The following is a 24265-nucleotide window of genomic DNA, read 5'->3' as shown; positions in this document are numbered from 1 at the left end:
GACACGGCCGTCATACCCGCAACACGTCGCGCCGCCGCAGCGGACGCGCGAACAGATCGGCAAGATCGCCCGCCTGGTCGAAGCCGTGGACCGGCGAGAACACCAGTTCGATCGCCCATTTGGTCGTCAGCCCCTCCGCCTCGAGCGGATTCGCGAGCCCCAGCCCGCACACCGTCAAGTCGGGGCGGGCGGCGCGGACTCGGTCGAGCTGGCGATCGACGTCCTGACCTTCGCTGATCACCGTCCCGGCAGGCAGCAGCGCCAGTTCCGGCGCCATGTGCGCGCGGTGGAGATACGGCGTGCCGACTTCGATCGGGATCATCCCCAATTCCTGCGAAAGGAAGCGCGCGAGCGGCAGTTCGAGCTGCGAATCGGGGAGGAAAAAGATGCTTTTGCCCTCTAGCCGGTCGCGCGCGTGCGCGATCGCGCGCTTGGCGCGTTCGCGGCCCGGCGCGATGACCGAGCGGAAATGCATTTCGTCGATCCCGAACGCGCGCGCGGCGGCATGCAGCCAGTCGCTCGTCCCTTCCGCCCCGAACGGAAACAGCGACTCGAGTCGCACCGCGCCGCGATCCGCCAGTGCGCGCGCGGTGTCCCCCAGGAAGGGTTGCGCGAGCAGGAAGCGCGTATTGGGTCCGACCGGCGGCATCGCACCCGCGCGGCGCGCCGGGAAACTGTGCACCGTGGCGATCCCCATCTGCGCGAACAGCCTGAGAAACTGGTCCTCGACCACATCCGGCAACGCACCGACGATCATCAATTCGGGTGCCGCATCGGGCGCGGACGCGACGAGGTCAGGCACCAGTGCCGCCAGGCACGCGTCCTCGCCCTCGGTGAAGGTCGTCTCGATCCCGCTGCCGGAATAGTGCAGCACGCGCGTGCTGCCCGCATGCTCGACCGACAGACGGTGTGCCGCGCGCGCGAGATCGAGCTTGATCACTTCGGACGGGCACGATCCGACGAGGAACAGCAGCTTGATGTCGGGACGGCGCAGCAACAGCCGGTCGACCACGCGGTCGAGTTCATCGTTGCAGTCCGCCATGCCGGCAAGGTCGCGCTCCTCGATGATCGCGGTCGCGAAGCGAGGTTCGGCGAACACCATCACCCCCGCCGCGGATTGCAGCAGATGCGCGCAGGTGCGCGATCCGACGACGAGGAAGAACGCATCTTGGATTTTGCGATGCAGCCAGATGATCCCGGTGAGCCCGCAGAACACTTCGCGTTGCCCGCGTTCGCGCAGGATCGCGGGCAGCGTAACGGGCGCGGCATCTGTCCTGCCGGGAACAGCCAGAGGCGCGATCCCGCTCATGCCGCCACCGCATTGTGCGCGGACAGCGCGCGCGCGCTTTGCAGACGGGCGGCGCGCAGCTTGAGCAGGAACTGCGTCGCGTTGATCGCATAGGTTGCATAGGCCGCGAGCGCGAGCAGCATCCGGTCGCGCTCGGTCCCCAAACCCCCAATCAGCATCGCCAGATAGGCAGTGTGCAGCGCAAGGACCGCAAAGCTGAACACGTCCTCCCAGAAGAAGGCGTCCGCAAACAGCCAGCGATCGAACACGACCTTCTCCCAGATCGAGCCGGTCACCATGATCGTGTAGAGCGCGATCGTCTTGATCACGATCGACACCGTCGCCGCCTGCGCCCCGTCACCGGTCGCAAGGTAGCGCAGCACCAGCACCAGGCTGACCAGGAAGATCGCGAACTGCAGTGGCGCGAGGATCGCCTGGACCGTCGTCCAGACGCTGGAGTCGCGACGGCGCTTCTGGTCGGGCGTGTACAGCGGGGCCGCGGCGGATCGCCGTGGGATCGGTGCCGGGACTGGACTGTTTGGCCGCATGGTTGCCTCGCCTCTCGCTGCGCAACGTAAAGCCACAGCCCCAAAAGTGTCAACCTGTCTTGACGTAAAGAAACAAAGACACATGCTGTGCTGCAGCATCGTTTGTCCGTTGCAAGGTCGTTTCGAGAGGGATACGATGCGAGTCGCCGGGCTAGCCAAATATGGCGGGTTCGACCGCTTCGCATGTTCAACCAGGCCGGAGGGGGTCAGGATGACTTCGCTTACCGGAATTGAACATTTCTTCCGAAACAACGGGGGGTGGCCCGATCCGGAGCTGAGCCGTACGTTGAGCGGTCCTACCGCCGCCGACCGACAGCGCAACGCCGTCGGCGAGCAGGCCCGGTCGTTGAGCCGCCTGATCGAATGCGAGATCATCCCGCGGTTGCTGGTCGCGCATGCCGGTGAACCGCAAGCCGTGGTCCCGGCCGAACCCGACGCGACGATCTCACGGGCCGAAGTCGAGGCGTTCGCCCCGCTCGCGTTGCACGTAGAAGCGGATGAGCTGCTGCAATATGTCGAGGGGCTCGTCGCGCGCGGGGTGTCGTTCGAGACGCTGCTGGTCGACCTGCTCGCCCCGGCGGCACGCCACCTCGGCGAATTGTGGGACGACGATCGTTGCGATTTCGTCGACGTGACGATGGGCCTGTGGCGGTTGCAGGAAGTGGTCCATGAACTGTCGGGCTGTCCCGCCAAGATCGTGCACGGGGACCAGCACGTTCGCCGCGCATTGTTCGCGTCGCTCGAGGGCGATCAACATAGTTTCGGCACGGTGGTGATCGACGAGATGTTCTGCACGAACGGGTGGATCACCGATCGCCTCAACGAAGCGACGACCGAGGACTTGTTGCGGCACGTTCGCCAGGACGCGTTCGATCTGATTGGATTGACGATCACTTGCGACTGCCATATCGCCCCCTTGCCCTCGATCGTCCGTGCCGTACGGGCGTCGTCCAGAAATCCCCGGATTTGTGTGATGGTCGGCGGAAGGGTCTTCGCCCAGAATGCGGACCTTGCCGCCGCGGTCGGCGCGGACGGGACAGCGCCCGACGCAAGGGTCGCGGTTCGCGTTGCCGGGGCACTGGTCGATGCGGTCGCGCGGGAGGCGGTTTCGGCTATGACCGGTTGATCCCGATCGGGTTTCGCGGGCAGGGTACGAACCGCGACACCTATTGCAGGAGCAAGTTGTTCGTCGATGAACGATCGTCCCATCCTCTTCGCCCCGCATGCCTTTTCCAGCCCGGACGCTGTCGCGAGCAGCCTTGCGCCCGACGTCGCCGCATCCTTGCTCGCGTCCGCAGGCGACATTTCGCTGGTGATCGATTCCGGCGGCGTGATCCGTGACATCGCGATCAGCAACGCCGATCTGGTGGCACAGGGGTTCGGCGACTGGATCGGCCAGACCTGGCTCGATACCGTCACGACCGAAAGCAAGGCCAAGGTCGCGCAGATGCTTGCGGATAGCGCGGGGGTAGAACCGGCGCGCTGGCGTCAAGTCAACCACCCGACGCATGGCGGCGACGTTCCCGTCCGGTATCTGGTCATGCAACTGTCGCAGGGCGGGGCGATCGCGATCGGACGCGACATGCGCGCGACCGCGGCGATGCAGCAACGATTGCTGCAGACCCAGCAATCGCTCGAGCGCGATTACATCAAGCTGCGTCAGGCGGAGGCGCGGTATCGCCTGTTGTTCGACCTCGGCACCGAACCGGTGCTGATCGTCGATGCCGCGAGTCGCCGTGTCCGCGAGATCAACCCGGCCGCCGCGCAGCTGATCGGCGCAAAGGTCGATGCGCTGACCGACCAGCCGATCGGCGCGATCGTCGACGCCGCGGACCGCGAGGAACTGATCGCGCATCTCGGTGCGGCAGGGGCAAGCGACGACCTGTCGCCGATTTCGGTGCGTTTGGCGGGCGGTCAGTCCGTCGCGGTGTCGGCGCGCCTGTTCCGTCAGGGGCGCGCGGCCTTGTTGCTCGTCCGGCTGCTCCCCACGCAATCCCCGACCGAAGCGGCGGACCATGCCACGTCGATGGCGGACGTGATCGAGCATATGCCCGATGCGTTCGTCCTGGTCGACGCCGCGCTCGATGTCCTGACCGCCAATGCGGCGTTCGTCGAGCTGGCGGGCGCCGCGTCGGTCGCGCGCGTCGTCGGCGCGCCGCTTGCGACCTGGCTCGGGCGGCCGGGGATCGACCTTGACCTGATCATCGGGCAACTCCGCGAGCATGGGGTCGTCCGCAACGTCGCGACGATCCTGCGTGGCGCAGGCGGTGGGCAGGAAGAGATCGAGATTTCGGGCGTCGTCGCGCCAAAGGGCGAAGGGCAGTGCTACGGTTTCACGATCCGCAACGTCGCGCGCCGGTTGCGCAGCGTTCCCACGACGGAGCGGGATCTGCCGCGTTCGGTCGAGCAACTGACCGAACTGGTCGGGCGCATGTCGATGAAGGACATCGTGCGCGAATCGACCGATCTGATCGAGCGGCTCTGTATCGAGGCCGCGCTTGCATACACGTCGGACAATCGCGCATCGGCCGCCGAGATCCTCGGGATCAGTCGGCAAAGCCTGTATTCCAAGCTCCACCGGCACGGGTTGGGCAATCTGGTGTCCGGGGACAACTGACCGCCACCTGCAAGACGTCAATTCCATTTGACGCTACGGTGTGTCCATATTAGCTTCCGGCCATGGCACGCGTGGCGACTCCTCCGCTGGCATCTCCATCCGTTCCGCGGCTGCGCGACATCGTCGAATTGCTCAAGCCGATCACATGGTTTCCGCCGATCTGGGCGTTCCTGTGCGGGGTCGTATCCTCGGGTGTTCCTGTGGCGAGCCGCGTTCCGTTCCTGATCGCCGGGGTGCTGCTGGTCGGCCCGCTCGTCTGCGGGACGAGCCAGGCGGTCAACGACTGGTTCGACCGGCATGTCGATGCGATCAACGAACCCGGACGCCCGATCCCGTCGGGTCGCATCGGCGGACGATGGGGACTGTGGATCGCGATCGTGGGCACCACGCTTGCGCTCGGGGTGGCTGCCGTGACCGGACCCTGGGTATTCGCGGCCACCTGCGTCGGCCTGCTGTTCGCCTGGGCGTACAGCGCGCCGCCCTTCCGGTTGAAGATGAGCGGCGTCTGGGGGCCGAGCGCGGTCGCGCTGACCTATGAAGGGCTGACCTGGTTCACGGGGGCGAGCGTCATGGCCGGGGCGCTGCCGGGCTGGCGTATCCTGCTCATTCTCGGCCTGTACAGCGCGGGTGCGTTCGGCATCATGACGCTTAACGATTTCAAGGCGGTTGCCGGGGACCGGGCGATGGGGATCCGGTCGCTGCCCGCGACGCTCGGGGTCGGTCCCGCAGCGCGGATTGCGTGCGTGGTCATGGCCGTGCCGCAAATCGCGGTTGTCCTGTTGCTCTGGGCGTGGGGCCATATGCTCGTCGCCGCGGTCGTTGCCGCGCTGCTCGTCGGGCAATGCGCGCTGATGCCGCGCCTGCTGCGCGATCCGGTGCGACAGACACCGTGGTACAATGCGACGGGGACGAGCCTCTACGTGCTCGGAATGCTGGCGTCGGCCTTCGGGCTCGGGCGGGTGTTGGGGTTGTGACGATGCGGTCGCCGATCCCCGCGCTTGGCTGGGTCGGGATCGTTCGCCTTGGCGTGGTGCAGGCCGCGATCGGTGCGATCGTGATGCTGGCGACGTCGCTGCTCAACCGAGTCATGGTCGTCGAATATGCGTTGCCCGCCGCGCTGCCCGCGGGACTGGTCGCGTGGCATTATGCGGTCCAGTTGTCGCGGCCGGTGTGGGGGCACGGATCCGACCGCGGACGCCGCCGGACGCCGTGGATCATCGCCGGCATGGCGCTGCTGGCGGCGGGCGCGATCGTCGCGGTCTGGGCGCTGGGCGTGATTACGGGTGGGGCGACGCTTGGCTATGCGCTCGCGGTGCTCGCGTTTGCGATGATCGGTGCGGGCGTAGGGGCGGCGGGCACGTCGCTGCTCGCGCTGCTCGCCAGCCGTGTCGCGCCTGAGCGCCGCGCGGCGGCGGCAGCGGTGACCTGGATCATGATGGTGGCCGGGATCGCGCTGTCGGCGGCGGGCGCGGGGGCGTTGCTCGATCCCTTCTCCTTTGGTCGCTTGCTGCAGGTCGTTGCGGGCGTGGCGGCCGGTGCGGTGTTGGCCGCAACGCTGGCAGTGCGCGGTGTCGAGCGTGGCGCACCGGACCCGGTCGATCGCTTCGATCTGATGTCGACGCCTCCGTCGGGCGATCCGTCTTTCGGCGATGCCTTGCGCGCTTTGTGGGCGGACACCGAGGCGCGCCGCTTCACGGGCTTCGTTTTCCTGTCGATGCTCGCCTATGCGATGCAGGATCTGATCCTCGAACCCTTTACCGGATTGCGTTTCGGGCTGACACCGGGCCAGTCGACCCAGGTTTCGGGCATCCAGCATGGCGGGGTCCTGCTCGGGATGATCCTCACCGGAATCGCGGGCAGCGGGTTCGGCGGTCGTGCCAGCGGGGGGATGCGGCACTGGATCGTCGGGGGATGCGTCGGGTCTGCGGTCGCCTTGTGTGGGCTGGTGATGGCGGCGCGGGTCGGTCCGGGATGGCCGATCCTCGCCAACATCTTCGCGCTGGGGTTCGCCAATGGCGTGTTTGCGGTTGCCGCGATCGGCGCGATGATGGCGCTCGCGGATGGCGGAGCGACCGGAACGCATAGTGCGGGCATCCGCATGGGCATCTGGGGTGCGGCGCAGGCGATCGCGTTCGGGCTTGGCGGATTGACCGGCGCGGTCGCGGTCGATGCGGGACGCGCGCTTACCGGGTCGCTGCCGCAGACATTCATGCTCGTTTTCGGGGCGGAGGCTTTGCTTTTTCTCGTCGCGGCCGTGCTGGCGCTTCGCCCGCCGCTACGCGAAGTCCATTTCGATCGGGAGGTTGTGCTGTGAACGCTGCATACGACTGTATCGTGGTTGGCGGGGGGCCGTCGGGCGCGACCGCCGCGACCGATCTGGCACGCGCCGGGCATTCGGTGTTGCTGCTCGACCGTGCGGGCCGGATCAAGCCGTGCGGCGGCGCGATCCCGCCGCGTGCGATCGCCGATTTCGCGATTCCCGAGCATCTGCTGGTCGGCAAGGCGACGATGGCACGAATGGTCGCGCCCTCCGCCAAGACCGTCGACATGCCGGTTGGCGACGGCTTCGTCGGGCTGGTCGATCGCGAGACGTTCGACGAATGGCTCCGCGCCCGCGCCGCGCTTGCCGGGGCGGAACGCCGTAACGGCACGTTCGAGCGGATCGAACGCGACGCGGAGGGCCGCGCGGTGGTGGTGTATCGAACCGATCGCGGCGAGCCCGAACACCGTGTCACCGCGCGCGTCGTGATCGGCGCGGACGGCGCGCGCTCGGGCGTGGCGCGGGCCGAACTCAAGAGCGCGGACAAGATGCGCTACGTCTTCGCCTATCACGAGATCGTTGCTTCCCCCGTGGAGGGCAGCGCCGACTATGATCGCGCGCGGTGCGACGTCTTCTATCAGGGCAAGCATTCCCCCGATTTCTACGCCTGGGTATTCCCGCACGGCGACACCGCAAGCATCGGCGTCGGCAGCGCGCAGAAAGGACTGGCGTTGCGCGACAAGATTGCCGCGCTGCGCAGCCAGACCGGGCTCGACGCTTGCGCGACGCTTCGCCGTGAAGGTGCGCCGATCCCGCTCAAGCCGCTGCGTCGGTGGGACAATGGTCGCGACGTGATCGTCGCGGGCGATGCCGCCGGCGTGGTCGCGCCGGCGTCGGGCGAGGGGATCTATTACGCGATGGTCGGCGGGCGCCACGCCGCCGAAGCGGTGACGCTGTTCCTCGCGACGGGCAAGGCGTCCGCGCTTCGGCTCGCGCGCAAACGCTTCATGCGCGAGCATGGCCGGGTGTTCTGGATCCTCGGGATGATGCAGTATTTCTGGTATTCGAGCGACAAGCGCCGCGAGCGCTTCGTCAAGATCTGCGAGGATCCCGACGTCCAGCGGCTGACCTGGGACGCCTATATGAACAAGCGGCTGGTGCGCGCCAAACCGATCGCGCATGTTCGTATCTTCCTGAAAGATGTCCGGCACCTGCTCGGGCTGGCCCCGGCATGAAGGTCCGTGCGCCCGTGGTGCATCGGTCCTGGGGCCTGCCGATCGGCATGGCGGCGGTCGCCGCGGTCGCGGTGGTCGCGATGGGCGCAACGATCACCGACATCGACCCGTGGTATCGCACGCTCGTCCAACCCGACTGGGCGCTCCCCGAGCGCATCTCGAGTTCGGCGTGGACCGCGATCTATCTGTGCACCGCGCTCGCGGCGGTGACGGGGTGGCGCGCGATGCCGAACCAGTCGGCGGCGGAATGGATGATTGGGCTGTTCGCGCTTAACGGGTTCCTCAATATCCTGTGGAGCCTGTTGCTGTTCAAGCTCCATCGTCCGGACTGGGCGATGGTCGAGGCGGTTGCGTGGTGGGTCGCGATCGCCTCGTGGATCTACGTCATCTGGCCCCGCTCGTTCGCTACGGCGCTGTTATTGCTGCCGTATCTCGCCTGGGTGACCTATGCCGGGTATCTGACGATGACGATCGTCCGGCTCAACGGACCGTTCGGCTGAGCGCGATCGGTTTCTGGCTGTTCGGGCAGGGCCATGCCGTCGACCTGCTCCTGGCCGTGCTGCTGATCGAATGGGGGATATTGACCCGGCGGCTTGGGTGGACCGCGTGGGATGCGACGATGCGTCTGCTGCCGGGGGCGCTGATGCTGCTGGCGCTGCGGGCGGCATTGGCGGGGCTCGCCTGGCCCTGGATCGCGCTGGCGCTTGCGGCGTCCTTTCCGCCGCATCTTGCCGATCTCGCGCGACGGCGGGGGTTAGGGTACGTCAGGTCGGTTGGCCGACAGGATCCGGCAAACCTGCCGGACCCTGTCGACGCAGATCAGGACAGCGTCTTGAGATAGGCGATCACGTCCGCACGCTTTTGTGGATCGGTCGGCCAGCCCGCGAAGCTCATCTTGGTCCCCGGCACGACGCGCTGGGGATTTTCGAGATACTGGAACAGCTTGTCTTCGCTCCAGGTGATGCCGCTATTCTTGTTGGCGGCGGAATAGGTGTAGCCGGGGATCGTCCCCGCGGCACGACCGACCACTGCATGCAGCGACGGTCCGATCCGGTTCACGCCTTCCTCGATCGCGTGGCACGTCTTGCACGTGACGAACGCGGTCGCGCCCTTGGCGGCATCGCCGGTATAGGCCGCCAGCTTGACGCCCGCGATTGTGTCGGTGTTGTCGGGGGCCGGGGCCTTGGCGGCTGCCGCAGCAGGCGCGGCGGCGGGTGCCGTTTCGGTGGACGCGGTTGCGGCGGGTGTGGACTCAGTCGTGGTCGTGGTGCTGGTTTCGGTGGTTTCCGCCTTCTTGCCACACGCGCTCAGCGCGAACGCGGCACAGGCAAGGCCCAAACCCAATCGTCCAAAAGACGTCCCGAAAGACGTTGTCGATCCTCGATACATCATCCTGCTCCTATTGGTCGGTTACGACTTCTCCCGCAGTCCTGTTTCTCACGACCGGCCCCCGACTGTCCATAGTTTTTGACGATCGACCATTCCCGTAAAAAGGACAGTCCCTCAATGTTTTACACCGCAACGTCCGCCTTGATGGCGGCGTGCGGCGCATAACCCTCCACCACGAAGTCCTCGATCCGGTAGTTGTCGATGCTGTCGGCGTGACGGACGAGTCGCATCGTCGGGAAGGGATGCGGGGTGCGCGTGATCTGTTCGCGCGCCTGGTCGAGGTGATTGAGATACAGATGCGCATCCCCCGCAACCCACACCAGCTCTCCGGGCTGCAGACCCGCCTGCTGCGCGAGCATCAACTGTAACGCGGTCGCCCCGACGTAATTGAACGCCGCGCCCAGCAGCAGATCGACCGATCGCTGGAACATCAGACAGTTGAGGCGTCCGTCCGACGTGACATGATATTGATACACCATATGGCACGGCGGCAGCGCCATCCCCGATAGTTCGCCGACGTTCCAGGCGTGAAACAGCATCCGGCGGCTCGCCGGATTGGTGCGGAGCGTCTCGACGAGCGTCGCGATCTGGTCGTGTTCCTGCCCGTCGGTGCCGAGCCAGCGCCGCCATTGCTTGCCGTACACGGGTCCCAATTCCCCCCAGCGCGCGGCGAAGGCATCGTCCTCGACGATCCGGCGTTCGAACGTCTCCTGGTCGATCTGCTCGCCCGTCTCGCGGCGATACGTCGCCAGCGGCCAGTCGGTCCAGATCCGTACATTGTCGCGCAACAACGCCTGGATGTTGGTGCCGCCGGTCAGGAACCACAGCATCTCCTTGACCGCGGTCTTCCAGTAAACGCGCTTGGTCGTAAGGATCGGCACCTGCCCGCCCGACAGGTCGAACCGGACCATAGCGCCGAAGATCGACCGCGTGCCAACACCCGTCCGATCGACGCGCTCGTCGCCGTGGTCGAGCACGCGCTCGATCAGGTCGAGATACTGATATTCCGGGTGTCGCATCATCGTGCCTCATTCTCGTGTCGATCGGCGCGCGGCGGTCCAGCCCCGCACGATCGGTCGCGTGTCGGTCCTTCGCTGCCGACCTAGCAGCTTTCGGGCAGGGGGCCATCGCCGGTTTTGCGCCGCCCCAGATCCTCCGTAACGGATACGGCTCGGCTGGGCCGATGCGGTGGCATGGCGTCTTGATGGCGAATGATCGCGGGGCTCCCCGAAATTGCCGAAGACCGGGGCGAAAACGGGATCCTCGCCGCCCTGCGCGCGCTCGACCGGCACTTTGCGCCGATCGCGGACGCGGCGCAGGAGATTGCGATCATGGCCTATCTTGATCCGGAATGGAGGCTTCTCGGGATGCGCCATCATGCCGCGGACCAGACGCAGTCGCTGCTGTTGCCCGTGCGCAGCGTGGTGGCGGACGCGATCGCGCTGGATGCGGTGGCGGTCGTGCTGGCGCATAACCATCCGAGCGGCAACCCGACACCGAGCAGCGCGGACTATCGGCTGACCCGGCGCCTGGCGCGCACGCTCGATGCGGTGGGCGTGCGGCTGGTCGAGCACGTCGTGCTCGCGCGGGATGGCACGGTACGCTTCCGTGACCTGGGGTTGCTGTAGGCGTTCGAAACGTCAGCCGTTGCGGCAGGGCTTGATCGCGCTCGGGTCGGGGCGGGGACCCTTCGGCCGGAACGTCGCGAGATATCCCCCGGCCGAGGGCATGTCATAGGTCGCGACCGGAACGTAGCCGACCGCGGCGAATTCGCATTTCAGCAATGCCGGCGGGGTGCCGTGGTTCTGCGTCTGGCGGGCGGCATCGACCACGACGACCAGCCCGTCGGGGCGCAGCGACGGGCGCAGCCGCCACAGAAACTCGTATGGCTGTTCGATCTCATGGTACATGTGCACCATCAGCACACGATCGAAGCTCGCATCGGGCAAGCGCGGATCGTTGACCGCACCGAGCCGGACGCTGACCGATTCAACCCGCTCGCGCGCGACGCGCAGCGCGAGCGTGTCGCGCACCGCGGGGAAGATGTCTTCGGCCAGCACACGCCCATCCTTGCCGACCCGCGCGGCCAGACGCATCGTGTAATAGCCTTCGCCCGCGCCGATGTCGGCGACGGTCATCCCCCGCTTGATTCCGGCCTTGGCCATCACTTCGCTGGCTTCGTTGAGCCGGTCGCGCTCCTCCTCGGTCGACCAGCGCGATGATACCACGGGGGCAACGGGCCGGTCGGGCGCGGGGAAGGGGCCTGCCTTTTCGGTGCGGTCGGGAACCCTAGCCGGGCCGCCGTCGCACGCTGAGACGAGCAGGAAGCCAGCGAGCGTGGCGCGTCGGAGGATCGTCATCATTCGCACTTCCCCGGCGAAGGCCGGGGCCCGGTCGTGGACCGCCCGTTGACCGGGCGCAGCTTTCGCTTGCCCCGGCCAGCGGAACTGCGCCCCAGCCTTCGCCGGGGAAGCGGTAGCACCCGGTGCCGGACGTCTGTCCCCCACTATTCGACGTCCTCGACCTCGACCGTCTCGCCGGTGACACGCTGCGATAGCGCCGCCGCCATGAACGCATCGAGATCGCCGTCGAGCACGTCCGACGGGCTCGACGAGGTGACGCCCGTGCGCAAATCCTTCACCATCTGATACGGCTGGAGGACATAGGAGCGGATCTGGTGGCCCCAGCCGATGTCGGTCTTGCCCGCATTCTCGGCATTGGCGGCGGCTTCGCGAATCGCGAGTTCGCGCTCGTACAACCGCGCGCGGAGCTGGTTGTACGCCTCGGCCTTGTTCTTGTGCTGCGACCGCTGGTTCTGGCACTGCACCACGATCCCAGTCGGGATGTGCGTGATGCGCACCGCCGAATCGGTCGTGTTGATGTGCTGCCCGCCCGCGCCGGATGCGCGGTACGTGTCGATCCGCAGGTCGCTCTCGTTATACTCGACCTCGATATTGTCATCGACGACCGGATAGACCCACACGCTTGCGAACGAGGTGTGGCGACGTGCCGCGCTGTCATACGGGCTGATGCGGACGAGGCGGTGGACGCCGCTTTCGGTCTTGGCATAGCCATAGGCGTTCTCGCCCTTGAGCAGCAGCGTCGCGGACTTGATCCCGGCCTGTTCGCCCGAATGCTGGTCGATCAGCTCGACCTTGAGGCCGTGGCGTTCACCCCAGCGCGAGTACATCCGGCTGAGCATCCCCGCCCAGTCCTGGCTCTCGGTCCCGCCGGCGCCGGCATTGACTTCAATGTAGGTGTCGTTGCCATCGGCTTCGCCCGCGAGCAGCGCCTTGACCTTGTCGGTGTCCGCGCGGCGCGCGAGATCGGCGAGCGCGGCGACGCCCTCGCTCTCCATCTCGGTGTCACCCTCGACTTCGGCCATCTCGATCAGTTCGGCGGTGTCGTTGAGTTCGCTCTCGATCGCGCGCGTCGCGGTGATCGCCTCGTCGAGACGCCGCCGTTCGCGCATCACCGCCTGCGCGGCCTTGGGATCGTTCCACAAGGCCTGGTCCTCGACGCGCGCGTTGAGCTCGTCGAGCCGACGCAGCGCGCGGTCCCAGTCGAGGAACCGGCGGAGCAGCGCGAGCGCGTCCTTGATCGAGTCGATATGAGCCTGCGCTTCAGCGCGCATGGGAAAACCTTCCAGAATACATCGTTTCGTCATTCCCGAGGGGGACGGGAATCCATCATCTCCAACGCGTTGAGGGAATGGATCCCTCGCCGGCGCGGGGATGACGTATATGGGCCGCAGGTGGTGCTAGTAAATACCACCCTGTCTTTGCAAGAAATCGCTGTCCTTGCGTGTCTCCTTCTGGGCCTCGCTCGCCGCGCGCGCCTTTGCGGCGGCGGCAGCCGCCGCGGCGGCGGGATCGGGCGCGGTCATGTCGCGGTGGATCACGCGGCGCGGCTCGCTCTCGGGCTTGAACGCTTCCCAGATGACGGGGGCCTTGGGGTCGTCGGTCGGCCACGCGCCGAACACCGGGCGCCCGCTCCCGCGATCGATCCGGACCATGCGGATCCCCGCGGGCGCGCGGAACGGCAGCTTGGGCAGACCCTCATACGCCTTGACCGCGAACGCCTTGAAGATCGGCGCGGCGACCGTGCCGCCCTGCGCCGCACCGCCCAGCGAATGCGGCTGGTCATACCCGATGTACAGCCCGCCGATCATCTGCGGCGTGCCCCCGATGAACCACACGTCGGTCGGCCCCGAGTTCGTACCCGTCTTGCCGAACATCGGTCGGTCGAGATCACGCAGCACGGTCGCGGTGCCGCGCTGGATCACGCCCTCGGCGATGTGGATCATCTGATACGCGCTCATCGCGCTGAGGATCTGTTTCCCGCGGACGACCGGACGCGGCATCGCCTTGCCGTTCCAGTTGGGTGCGTTGCAGCGGTCGCATGCGCGCCAGTTCTCGGGCCAGATCACCTTGCCGTGCCGGTCCTGGACGAAATCGACCAGCGAGGCGGGATGCGACTGCCCCTGGTTCGCCAGGATCGCATAGGCGTTGACCATCCGCGACACGGTCGTCTCGCCGGCGCCGAGCGCATAGGACAGATAGGGCGGGTATTTGCCGACGCCGATCCGGTCCATCAGCGACACGATCCGCGGCATTCCGGTGGTGGCCGCGGTGCGCACCGTCATTAGGTTGCGCGATTGCTCGACGCCCCAGCGCATCGTGTGCGGTCCGGCGCCGCGCATGTTGCCGAAGTTGCGGAAGCACTTCTGCCCGAGCCGCGCGCCCTGATAGACGCAGAACGGCCCGTCGACGATGATCGAGGCCGGCGTCATCCCGCCTTCCAGCGCGGCGGCATAGACGATCGGCTTGATCGTCGAACCCGGCTGGCGCTGCGCCTGGGTCGCGCGATTGAACGCCTGGAGCCGCGAGTCGAACCCGCCCTGCATCGCCAGCACGCGGCCGGTCTGCGGTTCCTCGACGACGAACGCGCCCGAGATCTTGGGCACCGACCGCAGCGCGAAGCTGCCGCCTTCGGGGGCAACCGCGATGATGTCGCCGACCTTGAGCGCCGCATAAGCGGTGCCGCCCTTGCCACGGACCGGGGTCTGTGCGGCGGAACGGGGCATCTCACCGGTCGTGCCGTCGCCAAACCCGAGCGTCGCACGGCTGGTGTCCAGATCGATCACGATCGCGGCGCGCCAGTCGTCGTAATCGAGCCCGATGTTCTTGTTGAGGAACGCGCTCTGCCACGCGTCGCCGTCGATGTCGGCATGATCGATCCGCCCGGACCATCCCCGCCCTCGGTCGAACCGGAGCAACCCCTCGCGCAGCGCGGTCTGCGCGTAATCCTGGATCTTCGGGTCGAGCGAGGTCCGGACCCAAAGACCGCCCGCATAGACGCTGTACGGCCCGGTGAGCGCATCCTCGCCGAACTTGCCCATCAACTGGCGACGGACTTCCTCGACGAAATAGCCTGCGCCCGCCGTCTCGCGTTTGGGCGTCTGACGCGGCACCGTCCCGAGCGGCTCCGCCATCGCGGCATCGTGCTGGCCTTGCGTGATGAACCCGTTCTTGAGCATCTCGCGCAGCACATAGGCGCGCCGGTCGAGCGCGCGCTGGGTATGGCGGACCGGATCGTAATTCGCCGGCCCCTTGGGCAAAATCGCCAAATACGCAATCTGCGCGAGATCGAGCTTGTTCAGGTCCTTGCCGAAATAGGCGTAGCTCGCCGCCGCCACGCCGAACGCGTTGCGCCCCAGCGCGATCTGGTTGAGGTACAGTTCGAGGATCTGCTTCTTGGTCAGCGTCCCCTCGATCTTGTACGCGAGGATCGCTTCCTTGATCTTGCGGCTGTAATTGGGCGCATTGCCGATCAGCAGGTTCTTGGCGACCTGTTGCGTGATGGTCGATGCGCCCGCCGGACGCCGCCCCGTGCTCAGATTGCGAAAGGCCGCGCCGGCAATGCCGAGATAATCGACACCGTGATGCTCGAAGAACGACTTGTCCTCGGCGGCGAGAAACGCACGGACGAGCATCGGCGGATATTCGCCGTAGCTCAGCTCGACGCGGCGCTCGCGGGCGTAGGTGTAGATCGGTGTTCCGTCGGTTCCGCGCACGTTGGTCGGCAAAGGTGGCTCATAGGTGCGCAATTTGTCGACCGAAGGCAGGTCGGAAGCGAAAACATACCAGCCGATCCCGGCACCGATCGAGCCCAGCAGCGCGAGAACCGCCAGCGTCTTGACCCACCAGCGCCCCCAGGCACGGCGGAGAAAGCCTTCGGAGCTCCCGTCTTCCCGACGAATACGGAATGTCACGGTGGAGTTGGGCTCGGCCATAAGCCACGAGGCTCTAGCAACTTTCGCGTCGCTTGCCAGCCGCCTTATCCCGCGCGGTGCCGGGGCCGTCGCATCGCACGGCGTCGTGTCGCTGGTTTCAGCGGTTCGCCATGCGCCGCGCGAAATGCACTTCGACCGCGCGCTCGACGCTTTGGGCGATGCGGCGACGGCCGTCCTCGCTGTCGATGAATTCGGCGTCGGCGGGGTTGGAAATATAGCCGGTCTCGAACAGCACCGACGGCATGTCGGGTGCTTTCAGGACCATCAACGAAGCCATGCGGTGGAAATTGGGCTTGAGCGGCACGCGGTCGCGCGCCTCGCGCCCGAGCAGCCGTGCGAACCCCGCCGACGCGTTCATCGTCTCGCGCTGCGTCAGGTCGATCAGGATCGAGGAGATATCGGCGTTGGTCGAAGCGAGATTGACGCCCGCGATGATGTCGGACTTGTTCTCACGCGCCGCCAGCCGTGCGGACTCGCGGTCGGAGGCGACCTCGGACAGCGTGTAGACCGATGCCCCCGTGGCCGCACCCGAGCCGACGCTGTCGCAATGGATCGAGATGAACAAGGCTCCGCCGAGCCGACGGGCGATCCCGTACCGCTGGCGCAGGATCAGGAAGCGGTCGTCCTCGCGCGTCAACGCGACGCGCACGCGCCCCGCGCGGACCAGTTCGTCGCGGATCGCGCGCGCGATCTTCAGCGTCACGTCCTTCTCGCGTCGCCCGTCGATCGGCGAGATCGCGCCGGGGTCGACCCCGCCGTGGCCCGCATCGATCACGACCAGTGGGCGGCGGTCGTCATCCCCATAGATCCGCGGCAACCGTCCGTGGCGCTGGGTCGCGGGCACCGCGGCGGGTTGGCGGGCTGGGGGCTTTTTGGGCGACGCCATCTTGATCGCGCTGGCCGCGACACGATCTGAATCCTGTACGATCCTTTCGGCAACCGCAGGGGTCGTCGTCAGGGATGCTATTGTCAGGGCCAAACCGGCGGCAATCGCGCTACGAACAGGGCCATTGCGGTCGCAGGCGGGTGCAAACCGGGCACGGATCGACGCAAAAATGGCATAAAACGCCTGCATTTTGCGCACTACGCACACTTTCCCGGAACCCCCGATGAACATTTCGCAGACGATAGCGCAGAAACGTTAACGTGTCGTCCAACCATAGAATTACCCGATATCGTCGCTTCACGTGCCGGTTGCTGCGCGCGCAGGTCGGTGCTAGGCAATAACCAGTACCTGATCGTTACCCAAGTTACGGATGCGACAGGTCCACTCGGCCGCCCCGGTGTTCTCTGGCCGCGGCCTATCCAGGTTGACGTTCGCATGATGCATGGTTCCCGTTTCTCGTTTCCCCCGGTTGCTACCGGCGGGAACGCGACTGCGCGGGATGCCCAGGGCCGGAAGGCCGGGCGTGCAGAGCGAACAGAGGCGATTTTAGCAACCCACCGTGCGAGCGAATCCGGCGGCGTTACCGCCCCTCGCTCCGCGTACCTTTATTTCGCGCGGCCAGCGCCATGGCGCAGCCGGCCGCGTGTCCGGAGACAATTACATGACCACGCGTATGCTGATCGACGCACGGCACCGGGAAGAAACCCGTGTTGCCGTCGTCAAGGGAAACCGGATCGAAGAGTTTGATTTCGAATCCGCTGAGCGCAAGCAGCTCAAGGGGAATATCTATCTCGCCAAGGTGACGCGCGTCGAGCCGTCGCTCCAGGCCGCTTTCATCGATTACGGTGGCAACCGCCACGGCTTCCTCGCTTTCAGCGAAATCCACCCCGACTATTACCAGATCCCGAAGGAAGACCGCGACGCGCTCCTGCGCGAAGAGGCCGAGCATGCCGCTGAAGAAGCTGCCTTGCGCGCCCAGCAGGACGCCGACGACGATCTGGAGATGGAAGACGACGGGTTCGAGCCCGACGAAGAATCGATCGAGCGCTACGAGGATGACGGCGGGCACGAGTCCGACGAGATCATCCCCGACCGCGAAGTCGCATCTGAAGGCGAAAACCCCGGCGAAGGCCGCGGCCGTCGCCGTCGCAAGCGCTCGGCATCGGACGATGCCGCCGACGATCTGCGCGAGCGTCGCACCAATTTGCGCCATCGCTACAAGATCCAGGACGTCATCCGGCGTCGGCAGGTGCTGCTCGTCCAGGTTGTCAAGGAAGAACGCGGCAACAAGGGTGCTGCGCTGACGACGTATCTGTCGCTGGCGGGTCGCTATTGCGTGCTGATGCCCAACACGTCGCACGGCGGCGGGATCAGCCGCAAGATTTCGAACGCGGGCGATCGCAAGCGTCTGAAGTCGATCATGGCGGACATGAAGCTGCCCCCGTCGATGGGCTGCATCGTGCGGACCGCGGGGCTCCAGCGCACGCGCCAGGAGATCAAGCGCGACTTCGATTATCTCGCCCGCCTGTGGGACGGGATCCGCGAGGCGACGCTCTCCTCGTCCGCGCCTGCTTTGGTGTACGGCGACAGCGACCTGATGAAGCGCGCGATCCGCGATATCTACAATCGCGAGATCGACGAGGTCATCGTCGAGGGCACCGAAGGCTATCAGCACGCCAAGGATTTCATGCGTTTGCTAATGCCGAGCCATGCGCGCAAGGTGAAGCATTACAGCGACCCCGTGCCGTTGTTCCAGCGCGCGGGCGTCGAGGAGCAGCTGTCCGCGATGTATCACCCGGTGGTCCAGCTCAAGTCGGGCGGCTATCTCGTGATCAACCCGACCGAGGCGCTGGTGTCGATCGACATCAACTCGGGGCGCTCGACCCGCGAGCATTCGATCGAGCAGACCGCGACCGCGACCAACCTCGAGGCCGCTGCCGAGATCGCGCGCCAGTTGCGCCTGCGCGACATGGCGGGTCTCGTCGTGATCGACTTCATCGACATGGATAACGGCTCGAACGTCCGCAAGGTCGAGAAGGCGATGAAGGAAGCGCTTAAGAACGATCGCGCACGCATTCAGATCGGTCGCATCTCGTCGTTCGGGCTGATGGAAATGAGCCGCCAGCGCCTGCGCACCGGCGTGCTCGAAGCATCGACGCGTCCGTGCCCGCATTGCGAAGGCTCGGGCTTTGTCCGTACCGCCTCGTCGTCGGGCCTGTCGGCGCTGCGTTTGCTCGAGGACGAAGCTGCCCAGGGTCGCGGGTCGCAGCTTCTGCTGCGCGCGAGCCAGGAAGCCGCCTTCTACCTGCTCAACCGCAAGCGCGCCGAACTCGCCGAGATCGAGGAACGCTACGGCGTGATGATCGAAGTCTCGCCCGACGGCGAGCAGGAAGGCGCGCGCATGTCGGTCGAGGTCTCCGGACCGCCGCCCGCCTACACGCCGCGCTTCGACGCGCCGATCGAGGAAATCGAGGAAGATTTCATCGAGGAAGAGGTTGAGGACGAAATCGACGACGTGGTCGAGGAAGAGGAAGAGCCCAAGGCCGTCCGCGAACCGCGCGAGCGTCCCGAGCGGGCCGAGCGTGCGGGCGACGACGACAGCGGCTCGCGCCGCCGTCGCCGCCGTCGCGGTCGTCGCGGTCGCAACCGTCCCGAGGGTGAGGGCGAAGGCGCGATCGAAGCTGGCGAGGACGTCGGCGATGAAGGCACGGAAGTGTCGGACGTTGCCGAACTGCTCGGCGACGAACTCGCTCCTGCAGACCTCGTGGCTGCGGATGATGTGGATGCCGGAGCCGAGGACATCGCGGCGGTTGCCGAAGGCGAAGCAACGGGTGAGGGCGGCAAGCGCCGTCGCGGTCGTCGCGGTCGTCGCGGCGGACGTCGCGCCGAGGGCGAGCAGACCACGGCCGAGCCGGCAACGGACGACGCCGGTGGCGAAGCACCTGGCCTGATCATCGCGGCGGACCTGCCTGCGGTGGACGTCGAGACCATGGTCGCCTTGTCCGAAGCCGAGGCTCCGTCCGAGGTCAGCGATGAATCCGCCGTAGAAGCCCCGGTAGAAGCGGATGCGCCCAAGAAGGGCCGTCGTCGTCCCAAGGCGCGCAAGGACGACGCAGCGGTCGCTCCGGCTGCCAAGACGGCGCGGACGAAGGCTGCTCCGGTCGAAGCGGCCCCGGCCGAGCCGGCGCCGGTCGAGGCACCTGCTGCGGATACCGAGGCAGAGGTCAAGCCGAAGCGTCGCCGCAGCAAGAAGGTCGTTGCCGACGCTCCCGCCGAGGCACCCGCCGAGGCTGTGGTCGAAGCACCGGTCGCGCCCGTTGCCGAAGAGCCTGCCGCCAAGCCCAAGCGCGCCCGTCGCCCCAAGGCGAAGGCCGAGGTAGCCGCTGAAGCGCCGATCGATCCGGTCGTCGCGGTCGAGTCGACCCCGGCGATCGAACCGGCGCCCGAAGCCGCCGCGCCGGTCGCGGACAGCGAACGTGCCGCGCCTGCGCCTGCGCCGACCGCGATCGATCCCGATCCGGGCGAAGCCGGTACGCCGCGTCGCGGCTGGTGGCAGCGGACCTTCGGGGCCTGATCCGAACCACGTCCCTCGGCCCACGTCCCTTGATGTGGCACCGGGGGACGTGGCACCGCTTCACGCGGGGTTCAGTGCCGCGCGTTCACCGCAGCCCCGGTTGCCCGCACGGCGAAACTCGGGGATAGAAGCACCATGAAGCGGTACATCGCGGGACTCGCGGCCTCTCTCCTGCTCCTCGTACAACCGGCAACCGCGCAATCGATCCTGCGCGATGCCGAAACCGAAGCGATGTTCAACGAAATGTCGCTCCCGCTGATCAAGGCGGCGGGCCTGTCGCCCGCGGCGGTCAAGATCGTGCTGATCAACGACGATTCGATCAACGCGTTCACTGCCGGCGGACAGACGGTCTACGTGCATTCGGGGCTGATCCGCGCCGCCGACAATGCCAATCAGGTGCAGGGCGTGATCGCGCACGAACTCGGCCACGTCGCCGATGGCCATGTCATCCTGATGGACCGCGGCGCAAAGCCCGCGATGGGCATATCGATCCTCAGCATGGTACTCGGCGTCGCGGCCATCGCCGCGGGCGCGCCCGAAGCCGGGGCGGGGATCCTTTCCGCGGGAACGAGTGCCGCGCAAGGCAAGTTCCTTGCCTTCACGCGCGTCCAGGAATCGACCGCGGATGCGACCGGTGCCCGGTTCCTGCGCCAGTCCGGGATCAGCGGGAAGGGGATGCTGACGTTCTTCAAGAAGTTGCAGAACGAGGAATATGCGTATGGCCTCAAGAACATCGATCCGTTCGCGCAGAGCCATCCACTGTCGGGTGACCGCATCTCGGCGTTGACCGCCGACGTGCAATCGTCGCCGGCGTACAACACCAAGCCCGACCCCGGACTCGAGGAGCGGTTCAAGCGGGTGAAAGCCAAGCTGCTCGGCTATGTCGCCGACCCCAAGACGACGCTCAACGTCTATCCCGAGCAGGACCAGACCCTGTACGCGCATTATGCGCGGGCTTATGCGTGGCACAAATCGGGCTACCCTGAAAAGGCGGATGCCGAGGCGAACGCGCTGATCAAAGCGTACCCGCACGACCCGTATTTCCTCGAGATCCAGGGACAGATCCTGCTCGAGGCGGGCAAGCCGGTGGCGGCGTTGGTGCCCTTGCGTGAGGCGACCGACCAGTCGCGCAACAGCCCGCTGATCGCGACCACCTTCGGCCACGCGCTGATCGCGACCGAGGACAAGGCCAACTATCCCGAAGCAATCAAGGTGCTGCGCCAGGCGGTCGCACGCGATGACGACAATCCGTTCGCCTGGTATCAACTGGGGACGGTGTACGAGGCGTCGGGCGATCAGACCCGCGCGCTGCTCGCCACCGCCGAGCAGGCGAGCCTGACCGGGGACCAGCGCACTGCCGCCTATAGCGCGCGGGGCGCGATGCAGGGTCTGCCGCCCAATTCGACCGATTGGATCCGTGCGCAGGACATCGCAATGGCGGCGCAGAACGAAATGTCCGACAACCCCAAGAAATATAAGAAAAGACGTTGATGCGCCCTTATGCAGGTTCCTTCGCGGTGGCGTTCGTCGCCGCCATTCTCGGTGCGGCGCTGTTCTGGGCGGTCGAACGGCTCGTTCCCGCCAGCGCGCCGGATGCTGCCCGGACCGAGCAGGTCGTCCACGATTATCTGCTGAGCCACCCCGAGATCATCCCGCAGGCGATGGACGCGCTGCGCGACCGCGCGCATGCCGACGCGATCGCCGCCAACAAGGATGCGATCCTGAAGCCGGTCGGCAGCGCCTGGATGGGCAGCGCCAATCCCGACGTCACGCTCGTTGAATATTTCGACTATAATTGCGGCTACTGTCGCGCCAGCCTCCCAACGATCACGGCATTGCTCAAGAGCGATCCCAAGCTCCGCGTCGTGTTCCGCGAATTCCCGGTGCTGAGCGACGCAAGCGTCGATGCCGCACGGATGAGCCTTGCAGCGGCGAACCAGGGCAAGTTCCAGCGCTTCCACGATGCGCTCTACGCCGCCGGACCGGTATCGCGCGAAACGATCACGGCATCGGCCAAGACGGCGGGGGTCGATCTTGCCAAGGCCGCGGCTTTCACGCCGCAGGCCGAGGCGGAGATCGCCTCCAACATGGGCATCGCGCGGCAATTGGGCCTGACGGGGACGCCGAGCTGGGTGATCGGGAACACCGTGGTGTCGTCCGCGCTGACGCTGGACGCGTTGCAGAAGGCGGTCGCAACGGCTCGCGCCGCGAAATAGGGGCGGCATCGCCTCCGCCTTTTCCTCTGCATTTCTTCCCCGGCGAAGGCCGGGGCCCAGTCGAGGGCGGGTAGTGGCGTGTGCTGCGCTCAATAACCTCGACCTTCGCTACTGGGCCCCGGCCTTCGCCGGGGAAGCGCGTGAAGGGAGGGAGGGAATGGCTTGAACCGACCCGCAACCTTGTTGCACCGCACCAGCCGCCCTATCTCCCGCACAACAAACGGGGGCTTGATGGACAGTATACTTTCGGTCGCGGGGGTCTCGAAGACCTACGCATCAGGCCATCACGCGCTCCAACCGATCGACCTGTCGATCAACCGGGGCGAGATCTTTGCGCTGCTTGGCCCCAATGGCGCGGGGAAGACGACGCTCATCTCGATCATCTGCGGCATTGTCACGCCCACGACCGGCAGCGTGACCGTGCTTGGCCACGATGCGCTGACCGATTTCCGCAGCGCACGTCGCGCGATCGGGCTCGTCCCGCAGGAGCTGTCGGTCGACATGTTCGAGACCGTCATCGCCACCGTCCGCTTTAGCCGCCGCCTGTTCGGGCGCGGCGCGAACGAGGCGTATCTCGAACAGGTGCTGCGCGACCTGTCGCTGTGGGACAAGCGTAACGCCAAGATCATGGAACTGTCGGGGGGCATGAAGCGCCGCGTGCTGATCGCCAAGGCGCTCAGCCACGAACCCGACATCCTGTTTCTTGACGAACCCACCGCGGGCGTCGACGTCGCTTTGCGCCGCGACATGTGGAAGCTCGTCCACCGGCTGCGCGAAAAGGGCACGACGATCATCCTGACGACGCATTACATCGAGGAGGCCGAGGAAATGGCCGACCGTGTTGGCGTCATCAACAAGGGCCAGTTGATCCTCGTCGAAGGCAAGGCCGAACTGATGAAGAAGCTCGGCAAGCGCCAGATGCTGATTGCGTTGCAGGAGCCGCTCGACGCGATGCCGGGCGACCTGTCCGACTGGGACGTCGCGCTCGAGAATGACGGCAAGACGCTGCGCTACATCTTCGACGCGCAGGCCGAGCATACCGGCATCCCCTCGCTGCTGCGCAAGCTTGCGGAGCTCGGGATCGGGTTCAAGGATCTCGAAACCTCGAAATCGAGCCTCGAGGATATTTTCGTCGACCTGGTCGAAAAGAAGGACGCGGCATGAGCGGCACCGACAAAGCCCCCGCGATCAACTTCAACGGCATCTGGGCAATCTACCGCTTCGAGATGGCACGGGGCTTGCGCACCTTGTGGCAGAGCCTCGTCACTCCGGTGATCACCACCTCGCTCTATTTCGTCGTGTTCGGCGGCGCGATCGGGTCGCGGATCAGCACGGTCGGCGGGGTCGGCTATGGCAGCTTCATCGTGCCCGGGCTGATCATGCTGTCGCTGCTGACGCAAAGCATCGCCAATGCCTCGATCGGCATCTATTTCCCCAAGTTCACCGGCACGATGTTCGAGCTTCTCTCCGCGCCCGTCTCGGCGATGGAGATGGTGGTCGGCTATGTCGGTGCAGCCGCAACCAAATCGATCGTGATCGGACTGATCATTCTCGCGACCGCGGCGCTGTTCGTTCCGTTGCAGATCGTCCACCCGCTCGCAATGATTGCATTCCTGGTGCTGACCAGCGTGACCTTCAGCCTGTTCGGCTTCATCATCGGCATCTGGGCGAAGGGGTTCGAGCAATTGAACTTCATCCCCGCGCTGCTGATCACCCCGCTCACCTTCCTCGGCGGTGCCTTCTACTCGATCGACATGCTGCCGCAGCCGTGGCGGACGATCAGCCTGTTCAATCCGGTGGTCTATCTGGTGAGCGGGTTCCGCTGGGCGTTCTTCGACAAGGGCGATGTGTCGGTCGGGCTGAGCCTCGGCGTCACCGCGCTGTTCCTGGTGGTGTGCCTCGGCGTGGTCGGATGGATCTTCCGCAGCGGATGGCGGCTCAAGAACTGACGGGGGGC

The 24265-nt window shown here is 66.3% G+C and carries 20 protein-coding genes and 1 pseudogene; 13 read left to right on the top strand and 8 right to left on the bottom strand.

The features are described from left to right. Positions 1-10: 10 nt before the first annotated feature. Together ABIC17_RS19455 and bchF are read right to left on the bottom strand one after the other, a co-directional pair. Positions 11-1309, bottom strand: coding sequence for a ferredoxin:protochlorophyllide reductase (ATP-dependent) subunit N (locus ABIC17_RS19455; protein WP_354284736.1), 1299 nt, complete (start codon positions 1307-1309; stop codon positions 11-13). Then, complete coding sequence (bchF, locus tag ABIC17_RS19450; protein WP_354284734.1) at positions 1306-1836, bottom strand: 2-vinyl bacteriochlorophyllide hydratase; 531 nt, start codon at positions 1834-1836, stop codon at positions 1306-1308. Before bchF ends, ABIC17_RS19455 begins: the two co-directional genes overlap by 4 nt. A 211-nt stretch (positions 1837-2047) precedes the next feature. On the opposite strand from bchF, the gene ABIC17_RS19445 reads away from it, so the two are divergent. The 7 genes from ABIC17_RS19445 to ABIC17_RS19415 all read left to right on the top strand — a co-directional run bounded on the left by ABIC17_RS19445 (position 2048) and on the right by ABIC17_RS19415 (position 8789). Further along, a complete protein-coding gene (locus tag ABIC17_RS19445; RefSeq protein ID WP_354284732.1) occupies positions 2048-2962 on the top strand; it encodes a cobalamin B12-binding domain-containing protein in 915 nt (304 codons plus the stop codon). A 66-nt stretch (positions 2963-3028) separates the two neighbouring features. Further along, on the top strand, positions 3029-4453 hold the full coding sequence (ppsR, locus tag ABIC17_RS19440) for a transcriptional regulator PpsR (RefSeq protein WP_354284730.1): 1425 nt from the start codon (positions 3029-3031) through the stop codon (positions 4451-4453). Between the two features lie 62 nt (positions 4454-4515). Beyond that, a complete protein-coding gene (gene chlG, locus ABIC17_RS19435; protein WP_354284728.1) occupies positions 4516-5427 on the top strand; it encodes a chlorophyll synthase ChlG in 912 nt (303 codons plus the stop codon). A gap of 2 nt (positions 5428-5429) precedes the next feature. Further along, complete coding sequence (locus ABIC17_RS19430; protein WP_354284726.1) at positions 5430-6767, top strand: BCD family MFS transporter; 1338 nt, start codon at positions 5430-5432, stop codon at positions 6765-6767. Continuing rightward, the gene (locus ABIC17_RS19425) at positions 6764-7948 is read left to right on the top strand and encodes a geranylgeranyl diphosphate reductase (RefSeq protein WP_354284724.1); all 1185 of its coding nucleotides are present in this window, start codon (positions 6764-6766) and stop codon (positions 7946-7948) included. The genes ABIC17_RS19430 and ABIC17_RS19425 overlap by 4 nt, the downstream gene beginning before the upstream one ends. Then, positions 7945-8448 (top strand): TspO/MBR family protein, encoded by a 504-nt coding sequence (locus ABIC17_RS19420; protein WP_354284722.1) that lies wholly within the window; start codon positions 7945-7947, stop codon positions 8446-8448. The genes ABIC17_RS19425 and ABIC17_RS19420 overlap by 4 nt, the downstream gene beginning before the upstream one ends. A gap of 56 nt (positions 8449-8504) precedes the next feature. Continuing rightward, positions 8505-8789 carry a hypothetical protein gene (locus ABIC17_RS19415; protein WP_354284720.1) on the top strand — a complete coding sequence of 95 codons (285 nt, stop codon included), beginning with the start codon at positions 8505-8507 and terminating at the stop codon, positions 8787-8789. On the opposite strand, the gene ABIC17_RS19410 is transcribed toward ABIC17_RS19415, so the two are convergent. Both ABIC17_RS19410 and thyA read right to left on the bottom strand, forming a co-directional pair. Next, on the bottom strand, positions 8768-9292 hold the full coding sequence (locus tag ABIC17_RS19410) for a c-type cytochrome (RefSeq protein WP_354284719.1): 525 nt from the start codon (positions 9290-9292) through the stop codon (positions 8768-8770). The two genes, ABIC17_RS19415 and ABIC17_RS19410, sit on opposite strands and share 22 nt — an antisense overlap. 167 nt (positions 9293-9459) lie before the next feature. Beyond that, the gene (thyA, locus tag ABIC17_RS19405) at positions 9460-10356 is read right to left on the bottom strand and encodes a thymidylate synthase (RefSeq protein WP_354284861.1); all 897 of its coding nucleotides are present in this window, start codon (positions 10354-10356) and stop codon (positions 9460-9462) included. A 192-nt stretch (positions 10357-10548) separates the two neighbouring features. Between thyA and ABIC17_RS19400 the strand changes: the two genes are divergently transcribed. After that, positions 10549-10965: a JAB domain-containing protein gene (locus ABIC17_RS19400; protein WP_354284717.1), complete on the top strand. Its 417-nt coding sequence runs from the start codon at positions 10549-10551 to the stop codon at positions 10963-10965. A 12-nt stretch (positions 10966-10977) separates the two neighbouring features. Here the strand turns inward: ABIC17_RS19400 and ABIC17_RS19395 are convergent, their stop codons facing one another. The 4 genes and pseudogenes from ABIC17_RS19395 to ABIC17_RS19380 form a co-directional block, all read right to left on the bottom strand. Next, entirely contained in the window at positions 10978-11697 is a 720-nt protein-coding gene (locus tag ABIC17_RS19395; RefSeq protein WP_354284859.1) for a class I SAM-dependent methyltransferase, read from the bottom strand. A 146-nt stretch (positions 11698-11843) separates the two neighbouring features. After that, positions 11844-12971, bottom strand: a complete 1128-nt coding sequence (gene prfB, locus ABIC17_RS19390) for a peptide chain release factor 2 (protein ID WP_354284715.1) — start codon at positions 12969-12971, stop codon at positions 11844-11846. A 126-nt stretch (positions 12972-13097) separates the two neighbouring features. Further along, positions 13098-15632 carry a penicillin-binding protein 1A gene (locus ABIC17_RS19385; RefSeq protein WP_354284713.1) on the bottom strand — a complete coding sequence of 845 codons (2535 nt, stop codon included), beginning with the start codon at positions 15630-15632 and terminating at the stop codon, positions 13098-13100. Between the two features lie 97 nt (positions 15633-15729). Further along, positions 15730-16545, bottom strand: a pseudogene (locus ABIC17_RS19380) (N-acetylmuramoyl-L-alanine amidase family protein); the annotation flags it as partial. 646 nt (positions 16546-17191) lie between these two features. On the opposite strand from ABIC17_RS19380, the gene ABIC17_RS19375 reads away from it, so the two are divergent. The 5 genes from ABIC17_RS19375 (at position 17192) to ABIC17_RS19355 (ending at position 24257) form a co-directional block, all read left to right on the top strand. Continuing rightward, on the top strand, positions 17192-20092 hold the full coding sequence (locus ABIC17_RS19375; RefSeq protein WP_502958511.1) for an Rne/Rng family ribonuclease: 2901 nt from the start codon (positions 17192-17194) through the stop codon (positions 20090-20092). A 135-nt stretch (positions 20093-20227) separates the two neighbouring features. Next, complete coding sequence (locus ABIC17_RS19370) at positions 20228-21583, top strand: M48 family metalloprotease (protein ID WP_354284709.1); 1356 nt, start codon at positions 20228-20230, stop codon at positions 21581-21583. Further along, a complete protein-coding gene (locus tag ABIC17_RS19365) occupies positions 21583-22308 on the top strand; it encodes a DsbA family protein (RefSeq protein ID WP_354284707.1) in 726 nt (241 codons plus the stop codon). Before ABIC17_RS19370 ends, ABIC17_RS19365 begins: the two co-directional genes overlap by 1 nt. Positions 22309-22539: 231 nt before the next feature. Then, entirely contained in the window at positions 22540-23472 is a 933-nt protein-coding gene (locus ABIC17_RS19360; protein ID WP_354284705.1) for an ABC transporter ATP-binding protein, read from the top strand. After that, complete coding sequence (locus ABIC17_RS19355) at positions 23469-24257, top strand: ABC transporter permease (protein ID WP_354284703.1); 789 nt, start codon at positions 23469-23471, stop codon at positions 24255-24257. The genes ABIC17_RS19360 and ABIC17_RS19355 overlap by 4 nt, the downstream gene beginning before the upstream one ends. Positions 24258-24265 lie beyond the last annotated feature (8 nt).

Origin of the sequence: Sphingomonas sp. PvP056 (genome assembly GCF_040549155.1) — a bacterium.
GTDB lineage: Bacteria > Pseudomonadota > Alphaproteobacteria > Sphingomonadales > Sphingomonadaceae > Sphingomonas.
Note: the sequence above shows the minus strand (reverse complement) of the source record. Positions and strands in the feature narration are given on the sequence as shown.

What these genes read in the sequence shown, in the direction of transcription:
- ABIC17_RS19455 (WP_354284736.1), bottom strand. Translation starts at nt 1,309, where the DNA reads ATGAGCGGGATCGCGCCTCTGGCTGTTCCCGGCAGGACAGATGCCGCG.
- ABIC17_RS19445 (WP_354284732.1), top strand. Translation starts at nt 2,048, where the DNA reads ATGACTTCGCTTACCGGAATTGAACATTTCTTCCGAAACAACGGGGGG.
- ABIC17_RS19365 (WP_354284707.1), top strand. Translation starts at nt 21,583, where the DNA reads ATGCGCCCTTATGCAGGTTCCTTCGCGGTGGCGTTCGTCGCCGCCATT.
- thyA (WP_354284861.1), bottom strand. Translation starts at nt 10,356, where the DNA reads ATGCGACACCCGGAATATCAGTATCTCGACCTGATCGAGCGCGTGCTC.
- ABIC17_RS19400 (WP_354284717.1), top strand. Translation starts at nt 10,549, where the DNA reads ATGATCGCGGGGCTCCCCGAAATTGCCGAAGACCGGGGCGAAAACGGG.
- ABIC17_RS19430 (WP_354284726.1), top strand. Translation starts at nt 5,430, where the DNA reads ATGCGGTCGCCGATCCCCGCGCTTGGCTGGGTCGGGATCGTTCGCCTT.
- ABIC17_RS19395 (WP_354284859.1), bottom strand. Translation starts at nt 11,697, where the DNA reads ATGACGATCCTCCGACGCGCCACGCTCGCTGGCTTCCTGCTCGTCTCA.
- ABIC17_RS19370 (WP_354284709.1), top strand. Translation starts at nt 20,228, where the DNA reads ATGAAGCGGTACATCGCGGGACTCGCGGCCTCTCTCCTGCTCCTCGTA.
- ABIC17_RS19385 (WP_354284713.1), bottom strand. Translation starts at nt 15,632, where the DNA reads ATGGCCGAGCCCAACTCCACCGTGACATTCCGTATTCGTCGGGAAGAC.
- prfB (WP_354284715.1), bottom strand. Translation starts at nt 12,971, where the DNA reads ATGCGCGCTGAAGCGCAGGCTCATATCGACTCGATCAAGGACGCGCTC.
- chlG (WP_354284728.1), top strand. Translation starts at nt 4,516, where the DNA reads ATGGCACGCGTGGCGACTCCTCCGCTGGCATCTCCATCCGTTCCGCGG.
- bchF (WP_354284734.1), bottom strand. Translation starts at nt 1,836, where the DNA reads ATGCGGCCAAACAGTCCAGTCCCGGCACCGATCCCACGGCGATCCGCC.
- ppsR (WP_354284730.1), top strand. Translation starts at nt 3,029, where the DNA reads ATGAACGATCGTCCCATCCTCTTCGCCCCGCATGCCTTTTCCAGCCCG.
- ABIC17_RS19355 (WP_354284703.1), top strand. Translation starts at nt 23,469, where the DNA reads ATGAGCGGCACCGACAAAGCCCCCGCGATCAACTTCAACGGCATCTGG.
- ABIC17_RS19420 (WP_354284722.1), top strand. Translation starts at nt 7,945, where the DNA reads ATGAAGGTCCGTGCGCCCGTGGTGCATCGGTCCTGGGGCCTGCCGATC.
- ABIC17_RS19360 (WP_354284705.1), top strand. Translation starts at nt 22,540, where the DNA reads ATGGACAGTATACTTTCGGTCGCGGGGGTCTCGAAGACCTACGCATCA.
- ABIC17_RS19375 (WP_502958511.1), top strand. Translation starts at nt 17,192, where the DNA reads ATGCTGATCGACGCACGGCACCGGGAAGAAACCCGTGTTGCCGTCGTC.